Origin of the sequence: [Acidovorax] ebreus TPSY (genome assembly GCF_000022305.1) — a bacterium.
Classification (GTDB): domain Bacteria; phylum Pseudomonadota; class Gammaproteobacteria; order Burkholderiales; family Burkholderiaceae_C; genus Diaphorobacter; species Diaphorobacter nitroreducens.
In genome coordinates this window covers 3,056,033-3,072,170 of sequence record NC_011992.1, presented here as the reverse complement: position 1 = coordinate 3,072,170, position 16,138 = coordinate 3,056,033, and the positions used below count along the sequence as shown (strand labels likewise).

12 protein-coding genes and 1 tRNA gene are annotated in these 16,138 nt (G+C 70.6%); 5 read left to right on the top strand and 8 right to left on the bottom strand.

The window, feature by feature from the left end:
• Positions 1-18: 18 nt before the first annotated feature.
• The gene (locus tag DTPSY_RS14465) at positions 19-1,095 is read right to left on the bottom strand and encodes an ABC transporter ATP-binding protein (RefSeq protein ID WP_015914190.1); all 1,077 of its coding nucleotides are present in this window, start codon (positions 1,093-1,095) and stop codon (positions 19-21) included.
• Between the two features lie 234 nt (positions 1,096-1,329).
• Between DTPSY_RS14465 and DTPSY_RS14460 the strand changes: the two genes are divergently transcribed.
• The 4 genes from DTPSY_RS14460 (at position 1,330) to DTPSY_RS14445 (ending at position 5,777) form a co-directional block, all read left to right on the top strand.
• Positions 1,330-2,964 (top strand): ABC transporter permease, encoded by a 1,635-nt coding sequence (locus DTPSY_RS14460; protein ID WP_015914189.1) that lies wholly within the window; start codon positions 1,330-1,332, stop codon positions 2,962-2,964.
• A gap of 68 nt (positions 2,965-3,032) precedes the next feature.
• The gene (gene arsC, locus DTPSY_RS14455) at positions 3,033-3,389 is read left to right on the top strand and encodes an arsenate reductase (glutaredoxin) (protein WP_015914188.1); all 357 of its coding nucleotides are present in this window, start codon (positions 3,033-3,035) and stop codon (positions 3,387-3,389) included.
• A gap of 332 nt (positions 3,390-3,721) precedes the next feature.
• On the top strand, positions 3,722-5,125 hold the full coding sequence (locus DTPSY_RS14450; RefSeq protein ID WP_015914187.1) for a phospholipase D-like domain-containing protein: 1,404 nt from the start codon (positions 3,722-3,724) through the stop codon (positions 5,123-5,125).
• Between the two features lie 289 nt (positions 5,126-5,414).
• Positions 5,415-5,777, top strand: a complete 363-nt coding sequence (locus tag DTPSY_RS14445) for a hypothetical protein (RefSeq protein WP_015914186.1) — start codon at positions 5,415-5,417, stop codon at positions 5,775-5,777.
• 30 nt (positions 5,778-5,807) lie between these two features.
• On the opposite strand, the gene DTPSY_RS14440 is transcribed toward DTPSY_RS14445, so the two are convergent.
• From DTPSY_RS14440 to DTPSY_RS14410, 7 genes are all read right to left on the bottom strand, one after another.
• Positions 5,808-5,882 (bottom strand) — tRNA-Arg (locus tag DTPSY_RS14440).
• A gap of 105 nt (positions 5,883-5,987) precedes the next feature.
• Positions 5,988-10,124, bottom strand: coding sequence for a translocation/assembly module TamB domain-containing protein (locus DTPSY_RS14435; protein WP_015914185.1), 4,137 nt, complete (start codon positions 10,122-10,124; stop codon positions 5,988-5,990).
• A 107-nt stretch (positions 10,125-10,231) separates the two neighbouring features.
• Positions 10,232-12,136, bottom strand: a complete 1,905-nt coding sequence (locus DTPSY_RS14430; protein WP_015914184.1) for an autotransporter assembly complex protein TamA — start codon at positions 12,134-12,136, stop codon at positions 10,232-10,234.
• A gap of 5 nt (positions 12,137-12,141) precedes the next feature.
• A complete protein-coding gene (locus tag DTPSY_RS14425; protein WP_015914183.1) occupies positions 12,142-13,329 on the bottom strand; it encodes a vWA domain-containing protein in 1,188 nt (395 codons plus the stop codon).
• An 18-nt stretch (positions 13,330-13,347) separates the two neighbouring features.
• Positions 13,348-13,950, bottom strand: a complete 603-nt coding sequence (locus DTPSY_RS14420; protein ID WP_015914182.1) for a GNAT family N-acetyltransferase — start codon at positions 13,948-13,950, stop codon at positions 13,348-13,350.
• Positions 13,951-13,967: 17 nt separating this feature from the next.
• Positions 13,968-14,195 carry a hypothetical protein gene (locus DTPSY_RS14415; RefSeq protein WP_011806654.1) on the bottom strand — a complete coding sequence of 76 codons (228 nt, stop codon included), beginning with the start codon at positions 14,193-14,195 and terminating at the stop codon, positions 13,968-13,970.
• 13 nt (positions 14,196-14,208) lie between these two features.
• Positions 14,209-15,051, bottom strand: a complete 843-nt coding sequence (locus DTPSY_RS14410; protein ID WP_015914181.1) for an AAA family ATPase — start codon at positions 15,049-15,051, stop codon at positions 14,209-14,211.
• Positions 15,052-15,159: 108 nt separating this feature from the next.
• On the opposite strand from DTPSY_RS14410, the gene DTPSY_RS14405 reads away from it, so the two are divergent.
• Positions 15,160-15,819, top strand: a complete 660-nt coding sequence (locus DTPSY_RS14405) for a c-type cytochrome (protein ID WP_015914180.1) — start codon at positions 15,160-15,162, stop codon at positions 15,817-15,819.
• Positions 15,820-16,138 lie beyond the last annotated feature (319 nt).

The window sequence follows — 16,138 nt, the reverse complement described above, 5'->3', positions numbered from 1 at the left end:
CGCTTGAGGGGGCCGCGGTCAGCGTGCGGCGCTCTCCCGTGCGAACGCCACCACGTGGTCGACCTGCGTGCGGATGCCGATCCATTCGCCCATGGCATGGTCATGGTGGCTGGGCACGTGGGCCATCACGGTGAGGCCGTTGGCCAGTTCCAGCGTGTACAGAAATTCCGAGCCGCGGAAGGCCTTGCGCACGATGCGCGCCCGCACGGGTGAGCTGTCGTCATGCACCACGTCGTCGGCACGCAGCAGCACGTCGCATTCGCCGCCGGGATAGCTTGCCGGCAGCAGGCAGCCGTCGATGTCGGTCAGGTCGCCCAGCGGGGTGCGCGCCACCACATGGCTGCCCTGCTGCACCAGCGTGGCGGGGGCGAACACGCCATGGCCGATGAAGTCGGCCACGAAGCGCGTGGCGGGGCGGTGGTAGAGGGAGTAGGCGTCGTCCCACTGGTGCAGGTGGCCGCCCTCCAGCACGCCGATGCGGTCGCCGATGGCGAAGGCCTCCAACTGGTCGTGCGTGACGAACAGTGCCGTGGCGCCGGCGGTCTTGAGGATGCTGCGCACCTCGTGGGCCAGTCGCTCGCGCAAGTCCACATCCAGATTGGAAAACGGCTCGTCCAGCAGCATCAGCCGCGGGCGCGGTGCCAACGCGCGCGCCAATGCCACGCGCTGCTGCTGGCCGCCCGAGAGCTCATGCGGAAAGCGCGCCTCGCTGCCCTCCAGACCCACCAGAGCCAGGGACTCGCGCACGCGTTCGGCCTGCTCCGCCCGGGGGAGTGCGTGGATGCCGAAAGCCACGTTGCGCCCGACGCTGAGGTGCGGAAACAGCGCATAGTCCTGGAACACCATGCCCATGCGCCGCTGCTCGGGGGGCATGCTGCGCCCCGGTGCGCCCACCACCTCGCCCCCCAGGCGGATGGCTCCTTCGGTGACGGGTTCCAGCCCCGCCACCGCGCGCAGCAGGGTGGTCTTGCCGCAGCCCGAGGGGCCGATGAGCACACCGATCTCGCCGGCGGCCAAGCCCAGGGTCACGCCGCGCACGGCGGCTTGCGGGCGGTTGGCGTACCGCACGTCCAATTGAGACACTTCCAGAAACATGGCGTGAGTTTAGGGCGTGTCCTGCCCTGAATGACCCCACGCCACAGCGCCGTACTGCGCAGGCGTGGCCCCGCGCTGCGCCGCCGCCCCGGGGCCCGCATGCCGGCGGGGGCGTGGCCGACCAGCGGCCCGCGGTTGCGTAGAATTGTTCCCATTTGCATCACAGTCGCCAGGGTTCACCGGGCAGGCGGTGGATGCGCTCTCTTCGCCTTGCACCTCGCTACCGGCCGTCCCTTGCTGCCACGAATCCGCCGCGCCCTGCGCTCCACTTCACTGATCCTGTTGGCCTTGCTGCTCACGCTGCCCCTGCTGGCCGTGCTGGGGGCGTGGCTGCCCTGGGGCGAGGGCGGCGCGCAGTCCGGCGCAATTCTGCGCGCCATGGCCACCACGGTGCTGCCGGGGTACCTGTGGACCACGCTGTGGCTGGGTCTCGCCGTGGCCGTGGGCGCGGCCGTGGTGGGCACGGCCTGCGCTGCGGCGGTCACGCTGTTCGACTTCCGTGGCCGGCGCTCGCTGGAGTGGCTGCTGCTGCTGCCCCTGGCCATGCCGGCCTATGTGACGGCCTACGCGTATACCGACTTCCTGCAGTTCAGCGGCCCGCTGCAGGTCTGGCTGCGCGCCACGTTCGGGCTGGAGGGCCGCCTGCTGCCCGAGGTGCGCAGCCTGGGTGGTGCGGTGTGGGTGTTCATCTTCTCGCTCTACCCCTACGTGTACCTGCTGGCGCGCACGGCGCTGGGCGAGCGTGCTGCGCACCTCATGGAGGCGGCGCGCCTGCTGGGCGCATCGCCCGCGCGGCGCATCCGCAGCGTGGCGCTGCCGCTGGCACGCCCGGCGGTGGCCGCGGGCGTGGCGCTGGTGCTCATGGAGACGCTGGCCGACTTCGGCGTCGCGGCGTACTTCGGCATCCAGACCTTCACCACGGGCATCTACAAGGCCTGGCTGTCCATGGACGACCGGCTTGCCGCGGCGCAGCTCGCCACCGTGCTGCTGGTGCTGGTGGTGCTGCTGCTGCAGCTGGAGCTGCGCGCGCAGCGGCGCATGCGCTTTGCCACGGGCGGCGTGGGCCACGCCGGCTCGACCGAGGCGCAGCCCACGCGGCTGCACGGTGCAAGCGCCGTGGCGGCGTGGCTGGTGTGCGCCCTGCCAGTACTGATGGGCTTCGTGGCGCCGGTGCTGTTCATGCTGCGGCCGCTGGCGGCCGACTGGTCGGTGCTGCCCTGGTCGCGTTTCATCGAATGGGCGGGCAACAGCGTGCGGCTGGGGGGCATTACGGCCGTGCTGGCCGTGGGCATTGCCCTGGTGCTGGCGTTTGCCGTGCGCCGCCGGCGCGATGCGCTCACGCGTGGCGTGGTGCAGCTGGTCAGCCTGGGCTACGCCGTGCCCGGGGCGGTGATCGTCGTGGGTCTGCTGCTGCCCGTGGGCTGGATGCAGGCCGCGGCACCCGGCTGGGGGCTGCCCGCGATCATCACCGCCACGGCCGTGGGCATCGTCTGGGCCTACCTGGTGCGTTTCTGCGCGGTGGCGCTGCAGTCGGTGCAAAGCGGCTACGCGCGTGTCTCGCCCAGCCTGGACGACTCGGCGCGCATGTTGGGCGTGGGCAGCCTGGGCGTGCTCACGCGCGTGCACTGGCCGCTGCTCAAGCGCTCCACCGCAGCGGCGGCGCTGCTGGTGTTCGTGGACGTGATGAAGGAGCTGCCGGCCACCATGGTGCTGCGCCCCTTCAACAGCGACACCCTGGCCGTGGTGGCCTACCAGCTGGCCCGCGACGAGCGCCTGGGCGAGGCCGCGCTGCCCTCGCTGGCGCTGGTGGCCGTGGGGCTGGTGCCAGTGATCCTGCTGAGCCGCACGCTGCGCGCGTCGTCGCGCTGACCCGGCGCCGCCTCATTGGACACCGAGGCGGCCCGGTACGGCCCAGCGTGGCGGCCTACACTGCGCGTATGACCTCTGCCGCCATCACCATCTACCACAACGCCCGCTGCAGCAATTCGCGCGGCGCCTTGGCGCTGCTGCGCGAGCGCGGAATCGAGCCCACCGTCGTGGACTATCTCGCCCAGCCGCTGGATGCCGTCCAGCTCACCGCCTTGGTGGCGCGCCTGGGCGTGCCCGTGCGCGAAGTCATGCGCACCAAGGAGGCCGCCTACACCGCGCTGGATCTGGCCGACCCGGGCCGCACCGATGCCGAGCTCATTGCCGCCATCGCCGCGCACCCGGTGCTGCTCAACCGCCCCATCGTCGTGACGCCGCGCGGTGCCCTGCTGTGCCGCCCGCCCGAGCGGGTGCTGGAGTTGCTCTGATACCGAGCCATCGGAATTTCGGGTATTTCGGTTAAATTGGCCTGTAACGCTTATTTTTCAAGCGCCAATAGCTATTAAATAAATAGCAAAAAGACCCATTTTCCCTGGCGCCGCGCCGCTTTCCTACAGTCGCGCGCGGCGCCGGGCCGATATGCTGGGCGGCATGCTGCCTGTTCCGGGCCGTGGGAGAGCGCCATGACACCACCCGTACCGCCAGAAGAATGCGCCCCGCATGCGGGGCCCATGCATGCGGTCGCTGGCCGTGCGGCCGCGGCGCGCGCTGTGCAGCAATGGTCGTCGGCGGGCCCTCGCCGCGTGCTCCACCCCCGCGCATGATCCGCGTGGCCGTGCTCTCGGGCCTGGGCCACGCGATCTTCGTGGCCGTGGGGCTGCTGGTGTACGTGATGGGCACGCGCATCGGCCACCAGCGCCGCCACCCCTCGGCCGCGATGGGCTGGGTGCTGGGCATCGTCACGTTTCCCTATCTGGTCGTACCGCTGTTCCTCTTGTTCGGCACGCGCAAGTTCGCGCGGCCCGCACGCCGCCCGCACGGCCCGCCGCTGGAGGCAACGGAAGGCGGGCCGCCCTGGGCCACGCGGCTGCTGGCCAGCCTGGAGCTGGCGCCCGCCGTGCGCAATGCGCAGGTGGTGCTGCATGCCGACGGCACGCAGGCGCTGCAGGGGCTGCTAGCCACCATTGCGTCGGCCCGCCACCGGCTGGACCTGTGCACCTACGTGTTTGCCTACGACGAGGTGGGGCGCGAGGTGGCGCGCGCGCTGCTGGACTGCGTGCACCGCGGCGTGCGCGTGCGCCTGCTGGTGGACGCCTTGGGCAGCATGCGCACGCCGCCCGGCATGCTGCGCGCGCTGCGGCGCCAGGGCCTGCAGGTGCGCCGCTTCATGCCGCTGCTGCACAACCCGCTGCACGGGCGCACCAACCTGCGCAACCACCGCAAGCTGGTCGTGGCCGACGGCGAGCGGCTGTGGAGCGGCGGGCGCAACCTGGCCTGCGAGTACTTCATCGACCGGCCGGGCCACCCCGCCTGGGCGGACTTGAGCTACGAGGTCCATGGCCCGCTGGCCGCGCAGGCGCAGGCCCAGTTCGCCACCGACTGGCGTGTGGCGCGCGGCCTGGTGCTGCGCCGCCGCCGCAAGGCGCGGAGCACCGCCGCGCCGGCGCTGCCCGCGCCGCCCGCACACGGCCCGTTGGCGCAGTGGCTGCCCAGCGGTCCCGACCATGCCGACGACACCGTGCATGCGCTGCTGCTGGCGGCTGCCTACCATGCCCAGCGGCGCATCGTGGCCGTCACGCCGTACTTCGTGCCCGACGACGCGCTGCTGGACGCCTGGTGCCTGGCCTGCCGGCGCGGCGTGCAGGTCAGCGTGGTGGTGCCGGCGCGCTCCAACCACCGCCTGGCGGACCTGGCCCGCGAGCGCGCGCTGCGCCAGCTGGCCGCCGCGGGTGCGCGGGTATGGCTGTCTCCGGCCATGGTGCATGCCAAGGCGGTGCTCATCGACGACGAACTGGCTCTCGTCGGCTCGCTCAACCTGGACGCGCGCAGCCTGTTCCTGAACTACGAGGCCATGACCGTGTTCTACGGCCCGCAGGAACTGCACTGGCTGGCGCAGTGGAGCGACCAGCTGCTGGCCCGCGCGCGCCCCTACCACGCGCGTGCGCCCTCCTGGCTGCGCGACGTCATCGAAGGCGTGGTGCGCTCGGTGGGTTTTCAGCTCTAGGCGGCTGTCGCGCCCGTGCAGGCGAAGGGTAGGCCGGCGCGTTCGCTGTTGGGCGGCGCGGCTGCGATGGGTAGTCGTGGTGCCCGGGTTGCCCGGCACAGGTGCGCCGCACGTCCCTTCGGACCCATGGGGCGTGGGATGCGCGATCGGGGCCGTGCAGTGATGCGGTGGCGCCCTCGTCCGACACGCCTGCGGCCGGCTGGCGGGCACGCCCGCAGCCACCGCCACACTACAACGGGGGTATCGGGCGCACGCAGCGTGCGTCCACCACTGTTTTAAGGAGTGCGCCATGAACGCCACCGATCCGCGATTTCCCCAGAACCCACCCATCGACCCCGACCTGGCCGAACAGGCACGACCCGGCCACGGCGTGCCGTCGCAAGACCCGGAGCCGCAGGCACAGCAGCCCCTGCCGCCCGAAGACCAGGAGCGTGAATCCAAATCGGTGCTGATGGGCGGTGGCGCGATGGCGGGCGCAGCTGCCGGCGCGGCCGTAGGCGCTGCCACAGCGGGGCCGGTGGGCGTCTTTGTGGGCACCCTGGCGGGCAGTGTGGCGGGGGCGCTGGGCGGCGCTGCGGCGGGCCGGCTGGTGGACACCGACCCCACGGCACCGGAAACCGACCCCAAGGCCGGGCCGGACGGCGAGCGCTAGATGATCCTGCGCCGGCATCTGCCCGGAAAGTGGTCCCTCCGACAGGAATCGAACCTGTATCTAGCGCTTAGGAGGCGCTCGTTCTATCCATTGAACTACGGAGAGGGAGGCAAGATTGTAAGGGCGGTGCCATACCGCCCTTTTGCTATTGAGTTAATAGCTGCTTGCGCTTGAAGGGAAAGCGTTACGGCCGATTTTTGGCATAGAACTTCAGTCGTAGCGCACCGTGTAGATCAGGTCCACCGCGCTTTGCATGCCCGTCTGGCCGCGCAGCGTGAGGTGCTGCGACAGGTCGTAGAAGATGTACAGCGTGCCCAGCACGCCCGAGAGGCTGCGCTCGTAGGTCACGTACAGGTCCTTGGACAGGCGTTTGCCGAAGGTGAGGGCGGCGGCGCTCGCGTCCTCGCCCGTGCCGGGGCCCTTGAAGCCGATCTCGTCCAGTCCCACGCGCTTAGCGATACCGCCGGTGCCGCTGCCGGAGCCCCCGCCCAGCAGGGCCAGCGCGGCCTGCTGCAGCAGCGCGGCCTCGGCGCCGCCGCTGGCGGCACTGCGGCCCAGCACCACCCACGAGAGCTTCTCGGCGTCCGGCAGGTCGGGGTCGGCATACAGGCGCACGCGCGGCGACTGGGCCGTGCCGGTGACCTGCACGCCGGCGCGCACGCTGATGTTGGGCCGGATGGCCAGCACGTCCAGCGACGGGTTGTCGTAGGGGCCGTTGAAGCGCAGCAAGCCCGTCTCCACGTCCAGCGCCTGGCCCCAGGCGCGGTAGCGGCCCTGCACGGTGCGCACCTCGCCGGTCACGCGCGGCGGGGCGCCGGCCGTGCCGCTGCGGATGTCCAGCTGCCCCGTCAGGCGTGTGGTGATGCCGTGGCCCTGAAGGGCGAAGTCGTTGCCCAGGTCCAGCGTGACGGCGATGTCGGGCGGGCGCGCGGCCTGCACCTGCCCGCCGGCCTCGGCCTTCTGGGCCTGCTGCGCGTCACGCGCGGCCTTGGCGGCGGCTTCCTTGTCCAATGCGGCGGAGCGCACCACCACGTCGCTGCCCAGCGTGGGCGCGCCCGCCTCGGGCAGGATGATGGTGGCGCGGTCGGTGGTGAGCTGGCCGCGCAGCGTGAATTGCCCGCCCTGCAGCCGCGCCGTGAGGTCGCCCGAGACGCTGACCTGCCGGTCGGCGCGCACCAGCAGCTGCAGCGCGCGCGCCTGCGCGCGCAGATCCATGCGGATGCCGGAGCTACCTTCGCCCGCCGTGCCCCACGATACGGTGCCGCTGCCGGTGAGCGTGCCGCCGTCCTGCGGCGCCGCGGTGCGGTTGCCGCTGTAGCCCGCAATGCGTGCGCGGCTGCCCTGGCCGCCGTGCAGGCTCAGCTCGGTGATGGTGAGCCGGTCGCCCTGCAGCGCGGCGCGCAGGCGCCCGTCCTGCAGGTCCACGCCGTCCAGCAGCGAGCGGATGGCGAACTGGTCCGCCGCCAGCTGTCCGCTCCACTGCGGCGCGGTGCGCGTGCCGGACAGGCGCGCGTCGGCGCTCAGCGTGCCGCGCACGCGCCACCCCGGCGGCGCCAGGGCGGACCACACGCCCACGTCGGGCAGTTCGGCACGCACGGTGGCGGCCAGTGGGGCCTCGGCGGGCCAGGTCCAGCCGTCGGGCGTGCGCGCCAGTTGGGTGCTGCCTTCGGCGTGCAACTGGCCGGCGCGCTCACTGTCCCAGTCCAGTCGGGCACGCAACGCCGGGCCTTCGGCGCTGACCGTGAGTTCGGCCTGGCGCACGCCGGCGGGCGTGCCGCGCGCGGGCACGGCCTGCGCCGCCTGGGCGCCCTTGCCCTGGCCGCTGCTGTGCACCACGGTGGTCGGCGCGGCATCCAGCGTCAGGATGCGCAGGTCGCCGCCGCTGCGCCGCAGGCTGGCGCTGGCGCGCAGCGTGTCGCCGGCGTCGATGTCCCAGGTGCCGTCCAGCAGCAGGTCGCCCGCCAGGCCCGCCCGCTCCAGCATGCCGTCGCCGTCCATGCGCCAGGCGTTGGCCCAGTCCAGCGGCAGGCCCTTCAGTTCGCCCTGGCTGCGCAGCTGCAGGGCACCCTGCGCGCCCTGGGCATAGCGCAGGGGTTGCCAGCGCAGTTGCAGATGACCGGGCCGCGGCCCTTCGACGAAGGCCTGGCCGGCGCCGGCCTCCACCACCAGCTGGGGGGACTGGCGCAGCTGGATGGCCACCGGCTCGGCCAGGCGCAGCTTCCACGGGCCGGGCTGGCCGGCCGCGTCGGCCTGCATCTGCAGGGATTCCAACCGGGCCTGCCATTGGCCCGCGCCGCGGCTGGCCGCCGTGGCGCGCAGGCGCAACTGGGCACGCTGGCCCGTGAGGGTGGCGCTGCGGGCGGAAGGGCCCTCGTCAGGCTGCGGGCCGTGGCGCAGCTCGCCGTCCCAGTCGAGCGCGGCGCGCGCCAACGAGCCCTGCAGCGTGGCGGTGGTGCGCCGCAGCTCCAGCGTGAGGGGGCCCGCGTCCGTGCCGGGCTGGGGTGCGCGCGCGATCTGCAGGCGCGGTGCGGACAGCTGGGCCTGCAGGTCAAAGCGCTGCGGCGCGGCTGCGGCGGCCACGGCCGTGCCTGCCGGCAGGCCCGCGGCCTGCAGTTGGCGCTGCAGGTCGTGCCAGCCGCCGCGCCAGGTGGCGGCCAGCGTGGCGTTGCCGTCCAGGCTCCAGCCCGCCAATGCAGCGGGCAGGCCCGGCAGGCCCTGCAGCCAGCGCTGCGCGCGTTGCGCGTCCGTCATGCGCAGGTCCAGCGTGCCGTTGCCGCGCTGGGGTGCGAGCTGCCCGTCGAACTGCGCGCTGGCGCCTGGCAGCGTGGCCTGCAGCGCGCCTTGCACGGCCGGTCCCGCCAGGTCGATGCGCAGCGCCTGGGCGCGCACTTGCGCCCGCAGGGCGTCCAGCTGCAGGCGGGCGATGTCGATCCGATCGCCCTGCCACTGGCCCTGCACGGTCAACTGGTCCAGGCGCAGCGGCGCGGGGGCGCCCGCCTTCGCCGCGGCCGTGGGGGCGGGGCGGCCGGCGGCGCGCAGATCGGCGCTGAAGCGCACGGCGCCGCCCTCGGCAGCATCGCGGCTTTCGGCGCTGGCGGTGCCGTTCACGGGCGCGGCGTCCAGCAGGGTGTGCAGCGCCGCAGGGTTGAGGGCGCGCACCTCGGCTTGGCCCTGCAGCGCGCGCGTGGCGGGTGTGTAGGCGCCCTGCAGCGTGACGCTGCCGCTGCCCACCCGCGCCAGCGATTCGGACACGGTCCAGGTGGTGCCGTCGAACGCAGCGCGGGCCTGCAGTGTGTCGACAGGCAGGCGCTGCTGGTCCCACGGGCCGGGCAGGGCGTTGCGCAGCGCGGCCTGGACCTGCCAGCCGGGCGCGTCGGCCTCGGCGGGCTCCAGCGCGGCGGTGCCGCTGAGCTGGGTGGCCGGCGCCTGCGGCCACAGCGCGGCGAGGTCCAGGGCCTGCACCTCGGCCGCGGCCTGCAGCAGCGGTTGACCGGCCCAGGGGGCGATGCGCGCTTGCAGGTCGGCACGCAGCGGTGGATGGGTGGGGCCTGCGCCATCGGTGCCGCGCAGCTGGGCCGTGAGCTGGATCTGTGCGCCCGCGCCGGCCAGCGTGCCCTGCGCGCTGGCCTGGGCCAGGGCCTGCAAGGGTTGCGCGCTGCCGGGCACTGGCGTGCGCAGCGTGCCGTTGAGCGTGGCGGTGAGCGCCATGGGCGCCTGGGCCTGCAACGTGGCCAGCAGCGCGTAGCGGCCCTGGGCCAGCGTGACCTGGTCCACCGCCAAGCGGTGTTGCTCGCCGTCGTAGCGGTAGGTGCCCTCCAGTTGCTGGGCGACGGTGTTGCCGGCCCAGTCGATGCGGTCCGCGTGGAAGGGCAGCTCGATCCGCAGCGGCAGCCCCAGTTGCTGCAGCGGCGGGGTGGGCTCCTGCGGGCCGGGCGCGTCCTGCGGCGTGATGAGCACCTGCGCGGCCCGCACCTCGCCCAGGCGCAGTTGGCGGCGCAGCAGCGGCGCGACGCTCCAGGCGATGCGCGCGTCGTGCACCTCCACGGCCAGCGTGGGGCTGCTCCAGCGCAGCCAGCCAATCGTGCCGCCCGAGCGCAGCGAGCCGCTCACGTCGCGCGCCTGCAGGCTCTGCCCCTCGGGCAGGTATTGCGCCGCGCGTGCCAGTGCGCTGGCCAGCGAGGTGTTGCTGCCGGCCCACCACCACAGCCCGCCCAGCAGCACCAGCGCCGCCATGAGCAGGCCCCCCAGCGTGGCCAGCACCCAGCGCCCGGCGCGGCGGCGCGGCGGCGGCCGCGGCGTGGGCGTCGCGCCTGCGGCGTAGGGCTGGTGGCTGGAGGGGTGGGTCATGGAGGTTTAAAAACAATAGCTGCTAGCGCTCGCCAGCAAAGGAATCCGGAATGAAAACTATCAAAATCCCTTGTTTATCAAGCGCTGGCAGCTCACTTTTTTGCATGTCAGAACGTGTAGCCCAGCCGCAGGTGCAGCCGTACCTGGTGCGTGTGCAGGCCATAGGCCAGGTCGGCCTGCAGCGGGCCCACCGGGCTTTGCCAGCGCAGGCCTGCACCCACGCCCACGCGCGCCGTGAGATCGCCAGGTGTGTCGGCCACGGCGCCGGCGTCGATGAACAGGGCGCTCTCAAAGTCGGTGCGGTTGCCGCGCACGGTGATGGGGCGCTGCCATTCGGCGCTGCCCACGGCCATGTAGCGCCCGCCGAAGAGCTTGTCCGCGTCGGTGCGCGCGCCGATGCTGCGGTAGCCGTAGCCGCGCACGGTGGTGTCGCCGCCGGTCAGGAACAGCTGGGTAACGGGGATGTCGGCGCCGTCGCGCGCCAGCACCGCGCCGCCCTCCAGGCGCAGCGACAGGCGGCTGCCGCGGCGCACGTTGTTCCCCAGGTCCACGCGGCCCAGCCCGACGAAGGACTGCCAGCGCAGCAGGGTGCGCACGAAGGGGTCGCGCTCCGGGCGCAGTGTGGTGCCCACGCCCAGCTCGGCCGCCAGGCCCCAGCCGCGCGTGGGGTTGGTGTTGTTGTTGAAGTAGCGCCCCGTCCAGCCGTAGTTGGCGGAGATCGCGCTGCTGGACGGCGGCGCGTCCTCGCCGCGGTTCTTGGCCGTGTCGTGCTGCAGGAAGTAGCTGCGGTCGATGCGGTCCGTGCTCTTGGTGCGCCCGGCGCGCAGCCGCGAGCTGTCCACGTCGTAGCTGCCCGTGGCCTCGCGCTGCAGCTGCAGGCCCGTGAACCAGCGCCAGCCGTTCGCATGCGGCAGCCCGGTCCAGTCGGTGGACAGCAGCTTGCGCTTGTTGTCCACCGCCACCTTGCTCACGGCGCGCCAGCCCAAGCCCGGCAGGCGGTTGTGCGTGTGGTCCATGGACAGGCGCGGCCCGCTGTCGGTGGAGATACCGACGCCGAAGACCATTTTTTGCAGCGGTGCGTCGCGCACCTGGGCAATCACGGGGGCGGACTGCGGGTCGCCGTGCTCGGTGTCCAGCGTGAGGAACACCGCGTCGTAATAGCCGCTGCTGGCCAGGCGCTGCTGGGTGTCCAGCAGGCGCGCCTCGCTGTAGTCCTCGCCCGTGGGCAGGCGCGCAATACGGCGCATGCCCTCGTTGTCGTAACGCTCGCCACCCTGGATCTGCAGGGTGCCAAAACGGTAGGCCGGGCCAGGCGCGTAGGCCACCTGCAGCTTGGCCTCGGCGCGGTCGGCGTCCACCTCGGCGCGGCTGCTGGCGATGCGCGCCGTGGGGTAGCGGCGCGCCTGCAGATCGCGCAGGCCCTGGTTCTTGGCACTGTCCCAGCCCTGCTGCGTGAACGGCTCGCCGGGCGGCAGCGACCAGCCGCGCTGCAACCGGGCCTGGCGGCGTGCGAGCTCGGTCGCGTCGGCACCGTGGCCGTCCTCGCCCATCAGCGTGATGTCGGCGCTGGCGATGTGCGTGCGCGGGCCGGGCGACACGCTGACCAGCACGGTGCGCGGGGGCGCGTCGGCGTCGGTGGCCTGCTCGCGCAGCTCGATGGTGATCTCGGGACTGAAGTAGCCCTGCGTGGCCAGCAGGTCGCGGGCGTTCGCGTCGGCGGAACCCAGCAGCCGCGTGAGTTCATGCGCCTGCAGGTCGGGCAGTTGGCGAAAGCGCTGCAGCTCCAGATGGCGCGTGAGGTACTCGCGCAGGGTGTCGTCCTCCACCTGCACATCCAGCGCGAACGCATCGGGGCCGGAGTCCGGGCCCGCCTCGGAGGTGATGGAAGAGGGTGCGTCGTGCGGCGCGGAAGAGGGGCGCTGCAGCAGGCTGCAGCCCTGCAAGAGGGCCAGGCCGATCAGCAGAAACAGCAACGCCGGCCACCGGGCCGGCGCTGAGCTTGGCTTGGTCATGCGGGCTATTTTGACAAAAGCCGCATCGTTTCTTCGAGGCCTTTGAGTGACAAAGGGTACATGCGATCGCCCATGAGCTGCTGGATGATGCTGATGCTCTGGCGGTACTGCCACACGCCCTGGGGTTCGGGGTTGATCCACGCGAACCTGGGGAAGGCGTGCGTGAGGCGCTGCAACCACTCGGCGCCGGGCTCCTCGTTGTTGTATTCCACGCTGCCGCCGGGCTGCAGGATCTCGTACGGGCTCATGGTGGCGTCGCCCACAAAGATGAGTTTGTAGTCCTTGTTGTACTTGCGGATGATGTCCCAGGTCGGGAACTTCTCCGCGAAGCGGCGGCGGTTGTTCTTCCACATGAAGTCGTAAACGCAGTTGTGGAAGTAGTAGAACTCCAGGTGCTTGAACTCGCTCTTCACGGCAGAAAAGAGTTCCTCCACGCGCTGGATGTGCTCGTCCATGGTGCCGCCCACGTCCATCAGCAGCAGCACCTTCACGTTGTTGTGGCGCTCGGGCACCATCTTGATGTCCAGCCAGCCCGCGTTGGCCGCCGTGGCGCGGATGGTGTCCGGCAGGTCCAGCTCCAGCTCATGCCCCTCGCGCGCGAACTTGCGCAGGCGGCGCAGCGCCACCTTGATGTTGCGCGTGCCCAGCTCCTGCGTGTCGTCGTAGTCGCGGTAGGCGCGCTGCTCCCACACCTTCACGGCGCTCTTGTTCTTGCCCGCGCCGCCGATGCGGATGCCCTGCGGGTTGTAGCCGCCGTGGCCGAAGGGGCTGGTGCCGCCCGTGCCGATCCACTTGTTGCCGCCTTCGTGGCGCTCCTTCTGCTCCTCCAGGCGCTTCTTGAGCGTCTCCATCAGCTCGTCCCAGCCCATCTTCTCGATGGCGGCCTTCTGCTCGGGCGTCAGCTCGCGCTCCAGCATCTTGCGCAGCCAGTCGGCGGGGATCTCCTTGCGGAAGTCGGCCAGCATTTCCACGCCCTTGAAGTAGGCAGCGAACGCGCGGTCGAACTTGTCGAAGTGCTTTTCGTCCTTCACCAGCGCGGTGCGCGCGAGGTAGTAGAAGTCGTCCAGGCTCCAGGCATCGTCGGACTTGGGGCCGACCACGCCGGCCTGCAGCGCCTCCAGCAGCGTGAGGAATTCCTTCACGGACACCGGCAGCTTGCCGGCGCGCAGGGTGTAGAAGAAGTCGATCAACATGAAACAGGCCTCCAGCGCTTATTCAGCGGGCACATGGCGCTGCAGAAGGTATAGCAACTGCGCGCGCGCTTCGGGCCATTCGCCGCTGCGCATGCTGTACATCACCGTGTCGCGGATGGTGCCGTCGCGGCGCAGCGCATGGCCGCGGATCACGCCGTCCTTCTTCGCGCCCAGGCGTTCGATGGCGCGCTGCGATGCAAAGTTGAAGTTGTCCGTGCGCCAGCCCACCACGTGGCAGCCCAGCGTGTCGAAGGCATGGCCCATCATCAGCAGCTTGGCAGTGGTGTTCACATGCGTGCGCTGCACGCTCTGGGCGTACCAGGTGTAGCCGATCTCCACCCGCTTCACGGCGGGCAGGATGTCGTGGTAGCTCGTCGTGCCCAGCACGCGGCCCGTGGCATCGTCGAGCACGGCAAACGCGAAACGGGCGCCTTCGTCGCGCATGCGCAGCGCCGTCTCGATGTAGGCGCGCGTGTCCTGCGGCTCGGGCACGCTGGTGACGCGCAGTCTCCACAGCTCGCCGTCGGCCGCGGCGGCGGCGAGGCCGGCTTCATGCGCCAGGGCCAGGGGCTCCAGCCGCAGGCCGCTCTGGCGCAGGGTGACGGGCTCGACGAAGGCCATGGACTGTCGCTCCTTGCTCATTCTTTCCGCGCGCTGCGGGCCGCACGCCAGCGCCGTGCCAGGTGCAGGCCCAGCCCGCCCCCGATGCCCACCAGGGCGATGCCTGCAATGCTGGCCGCCCCGTAGCCCTCGCTGAAGATATCCATCCCCAGCAGCAGGCCCACGCCATAGCCCGCGAGCGCGCCGCCCACGAACCCTATCGCGTCGGACGCACCTTCCATCAGAAGCCGCTGTGCAGTGCTCATGACGGGCTCTGGCTCAGCGGTTGCGCTGGTTCATGAAGACCAGCTTCTCGAACAGGCTCACGTCCTGCTCGTTCTTGAGCAGCGCGCCCACCAGCGGCGGCACGGCCACCTTGTTGTCGGCGCTTTGCAGGGCTTCGAGAGGGATCTCCTCGGCCACCAGCAGCTTGAGCCAGTCGATGAGCTCACTGGTCGAGGGCTTCTTCTTCAGGCCGGGCAGGTTGCGCACGTCGTAGAAGGTCTTCATCGCCACGGTGAGCAGTTCGCTCTTGAGCGTGGGGAAGTGCACGTCGACGATCTTCTTCATCGTCTCGGCCTCGGGGAACTTGATGTAGTGGAAGAAGCAGCGGCGCAGGAAAGCGTCGGGCAGCTCCTTCTCGTTGTTGGAGGTGATGAACACCAGCGGGCGGTGCTTGGCCCGGATCATCTCGCGCGTTTCGTAGCAGTAGAACTCCATGCGGTCGAGTTCGCGCAGCAGGTCGTTGGGGAATTCGATGTCGGCCTTGTCGATCTCGTCGATCAGCAGGGCCACCGGCTTGTCGGCCGTGAAGGCCTGCCACAGCACGCCCTTGACGATGTAGTTGTGGATGTCCTTGACGCGCTCGTCGCCCAGTTGCGAGTCGCGCAGGCGGCTCACCGCGTCATATTCGTACAGACCCTGCTGCGCCTTGGTGGTGGACTTGATGTGCCACTGCAAGAGCGGCATGTCCAGCGCCTGCGACACTTCCTCGGCCAGCATGGTCTTGCCCGTGCCGGGCTCGCCCTTGACCAGCAGCGGGCGCTGCAGTGTGATGGCTGCATTCACCGCGAGCATCAGGTCCTGGGTGGCAACGTAATTCTGGGATCCTTGGAATTTCATGGGCCTGGGAATAGGGAAATCGTTGATGAAAGGGCTTGACAAGCGCTGGCTATAATCGTCCACGAACTAGAACGCGGAGACAACCAATCGCCTGATTGTGCGCGCAAAATGAAGAAGACACTGACCACGATATTCGGCCTGTCTGTCGCTTGTGCGACCGGTTTTCTCCATGCCGAGGAGATCAAGGGAGATGCCAAAGCTGGGGCGCAAAAGATCGCCATGTGCATCGGGTGCCACGGCATCCCGGGCTACCAGGCCAGCTTCCCCGAAGTGCACAAGGTGCCGATGATTTCCGGCCAGGGCGCCAAGTACATCGCGTCCGCACTCGACGCCTACAAGAAGGGCGATCGCAAGCATCCCACCATGCGCGGCATCGCCGATTCGCTGTCCGAGCAGGACATCGCCGATGTGGCGGCCTACTATGCCGAGCACGGCACGAGCGCCGGGGCACCCGCCAAGCCCTCGCGCGAACCCAATGCCCAGGTGGCGCAGCTGCTGCAAAAGGGCGCTTGCGTGTCCTGCCACGGCGAGAACTTCGCCAAGCCCATCGACCCGTCCTATCCCAAGATCGCGGGCCAGCATGCGGACTACCTGTTCGTGGCGCTCAAGTCATACAAGACCGACAAGGGCGCGTACGTGGGCCGCAGCAACGGCGTGATGGCCGGCATTGCCAAGCAGTTTTCCAACGCCGAGCTGAAGGCGCTGGCGGGCTACCTGGGTTCGCTCGATGGAGACCTGCAGGTCGTTCCGCAGCCGCGCTTTCGCTGACCGTGGCACGCACCCGAAGAAGCCCGCAAACGCGGGTTTTTTTACGCCCGGTTGAGGCAAGCGGGCCGGGTTCCTTATCTGGCACGCCCAGGTGCGGAATGGTTGCCCCGGAGAGAGGGACTTCCTACAATCGGCCTTATGCGTTTCCTGGTTTCCACCCCGTGCGTCCGTATCGCGCGGCTTGCATCTGCAGCCGTCGTGATGGCGCGCGCCATGCGCAGGATGGGTGTTCTGAAACCAGCTTCGCCGGCCGCAGATCACTAGGCCCGGCGGTTCTCCACTCCTTTCATCCAAGCGTCACGCGTACCGCCGGGCAGCC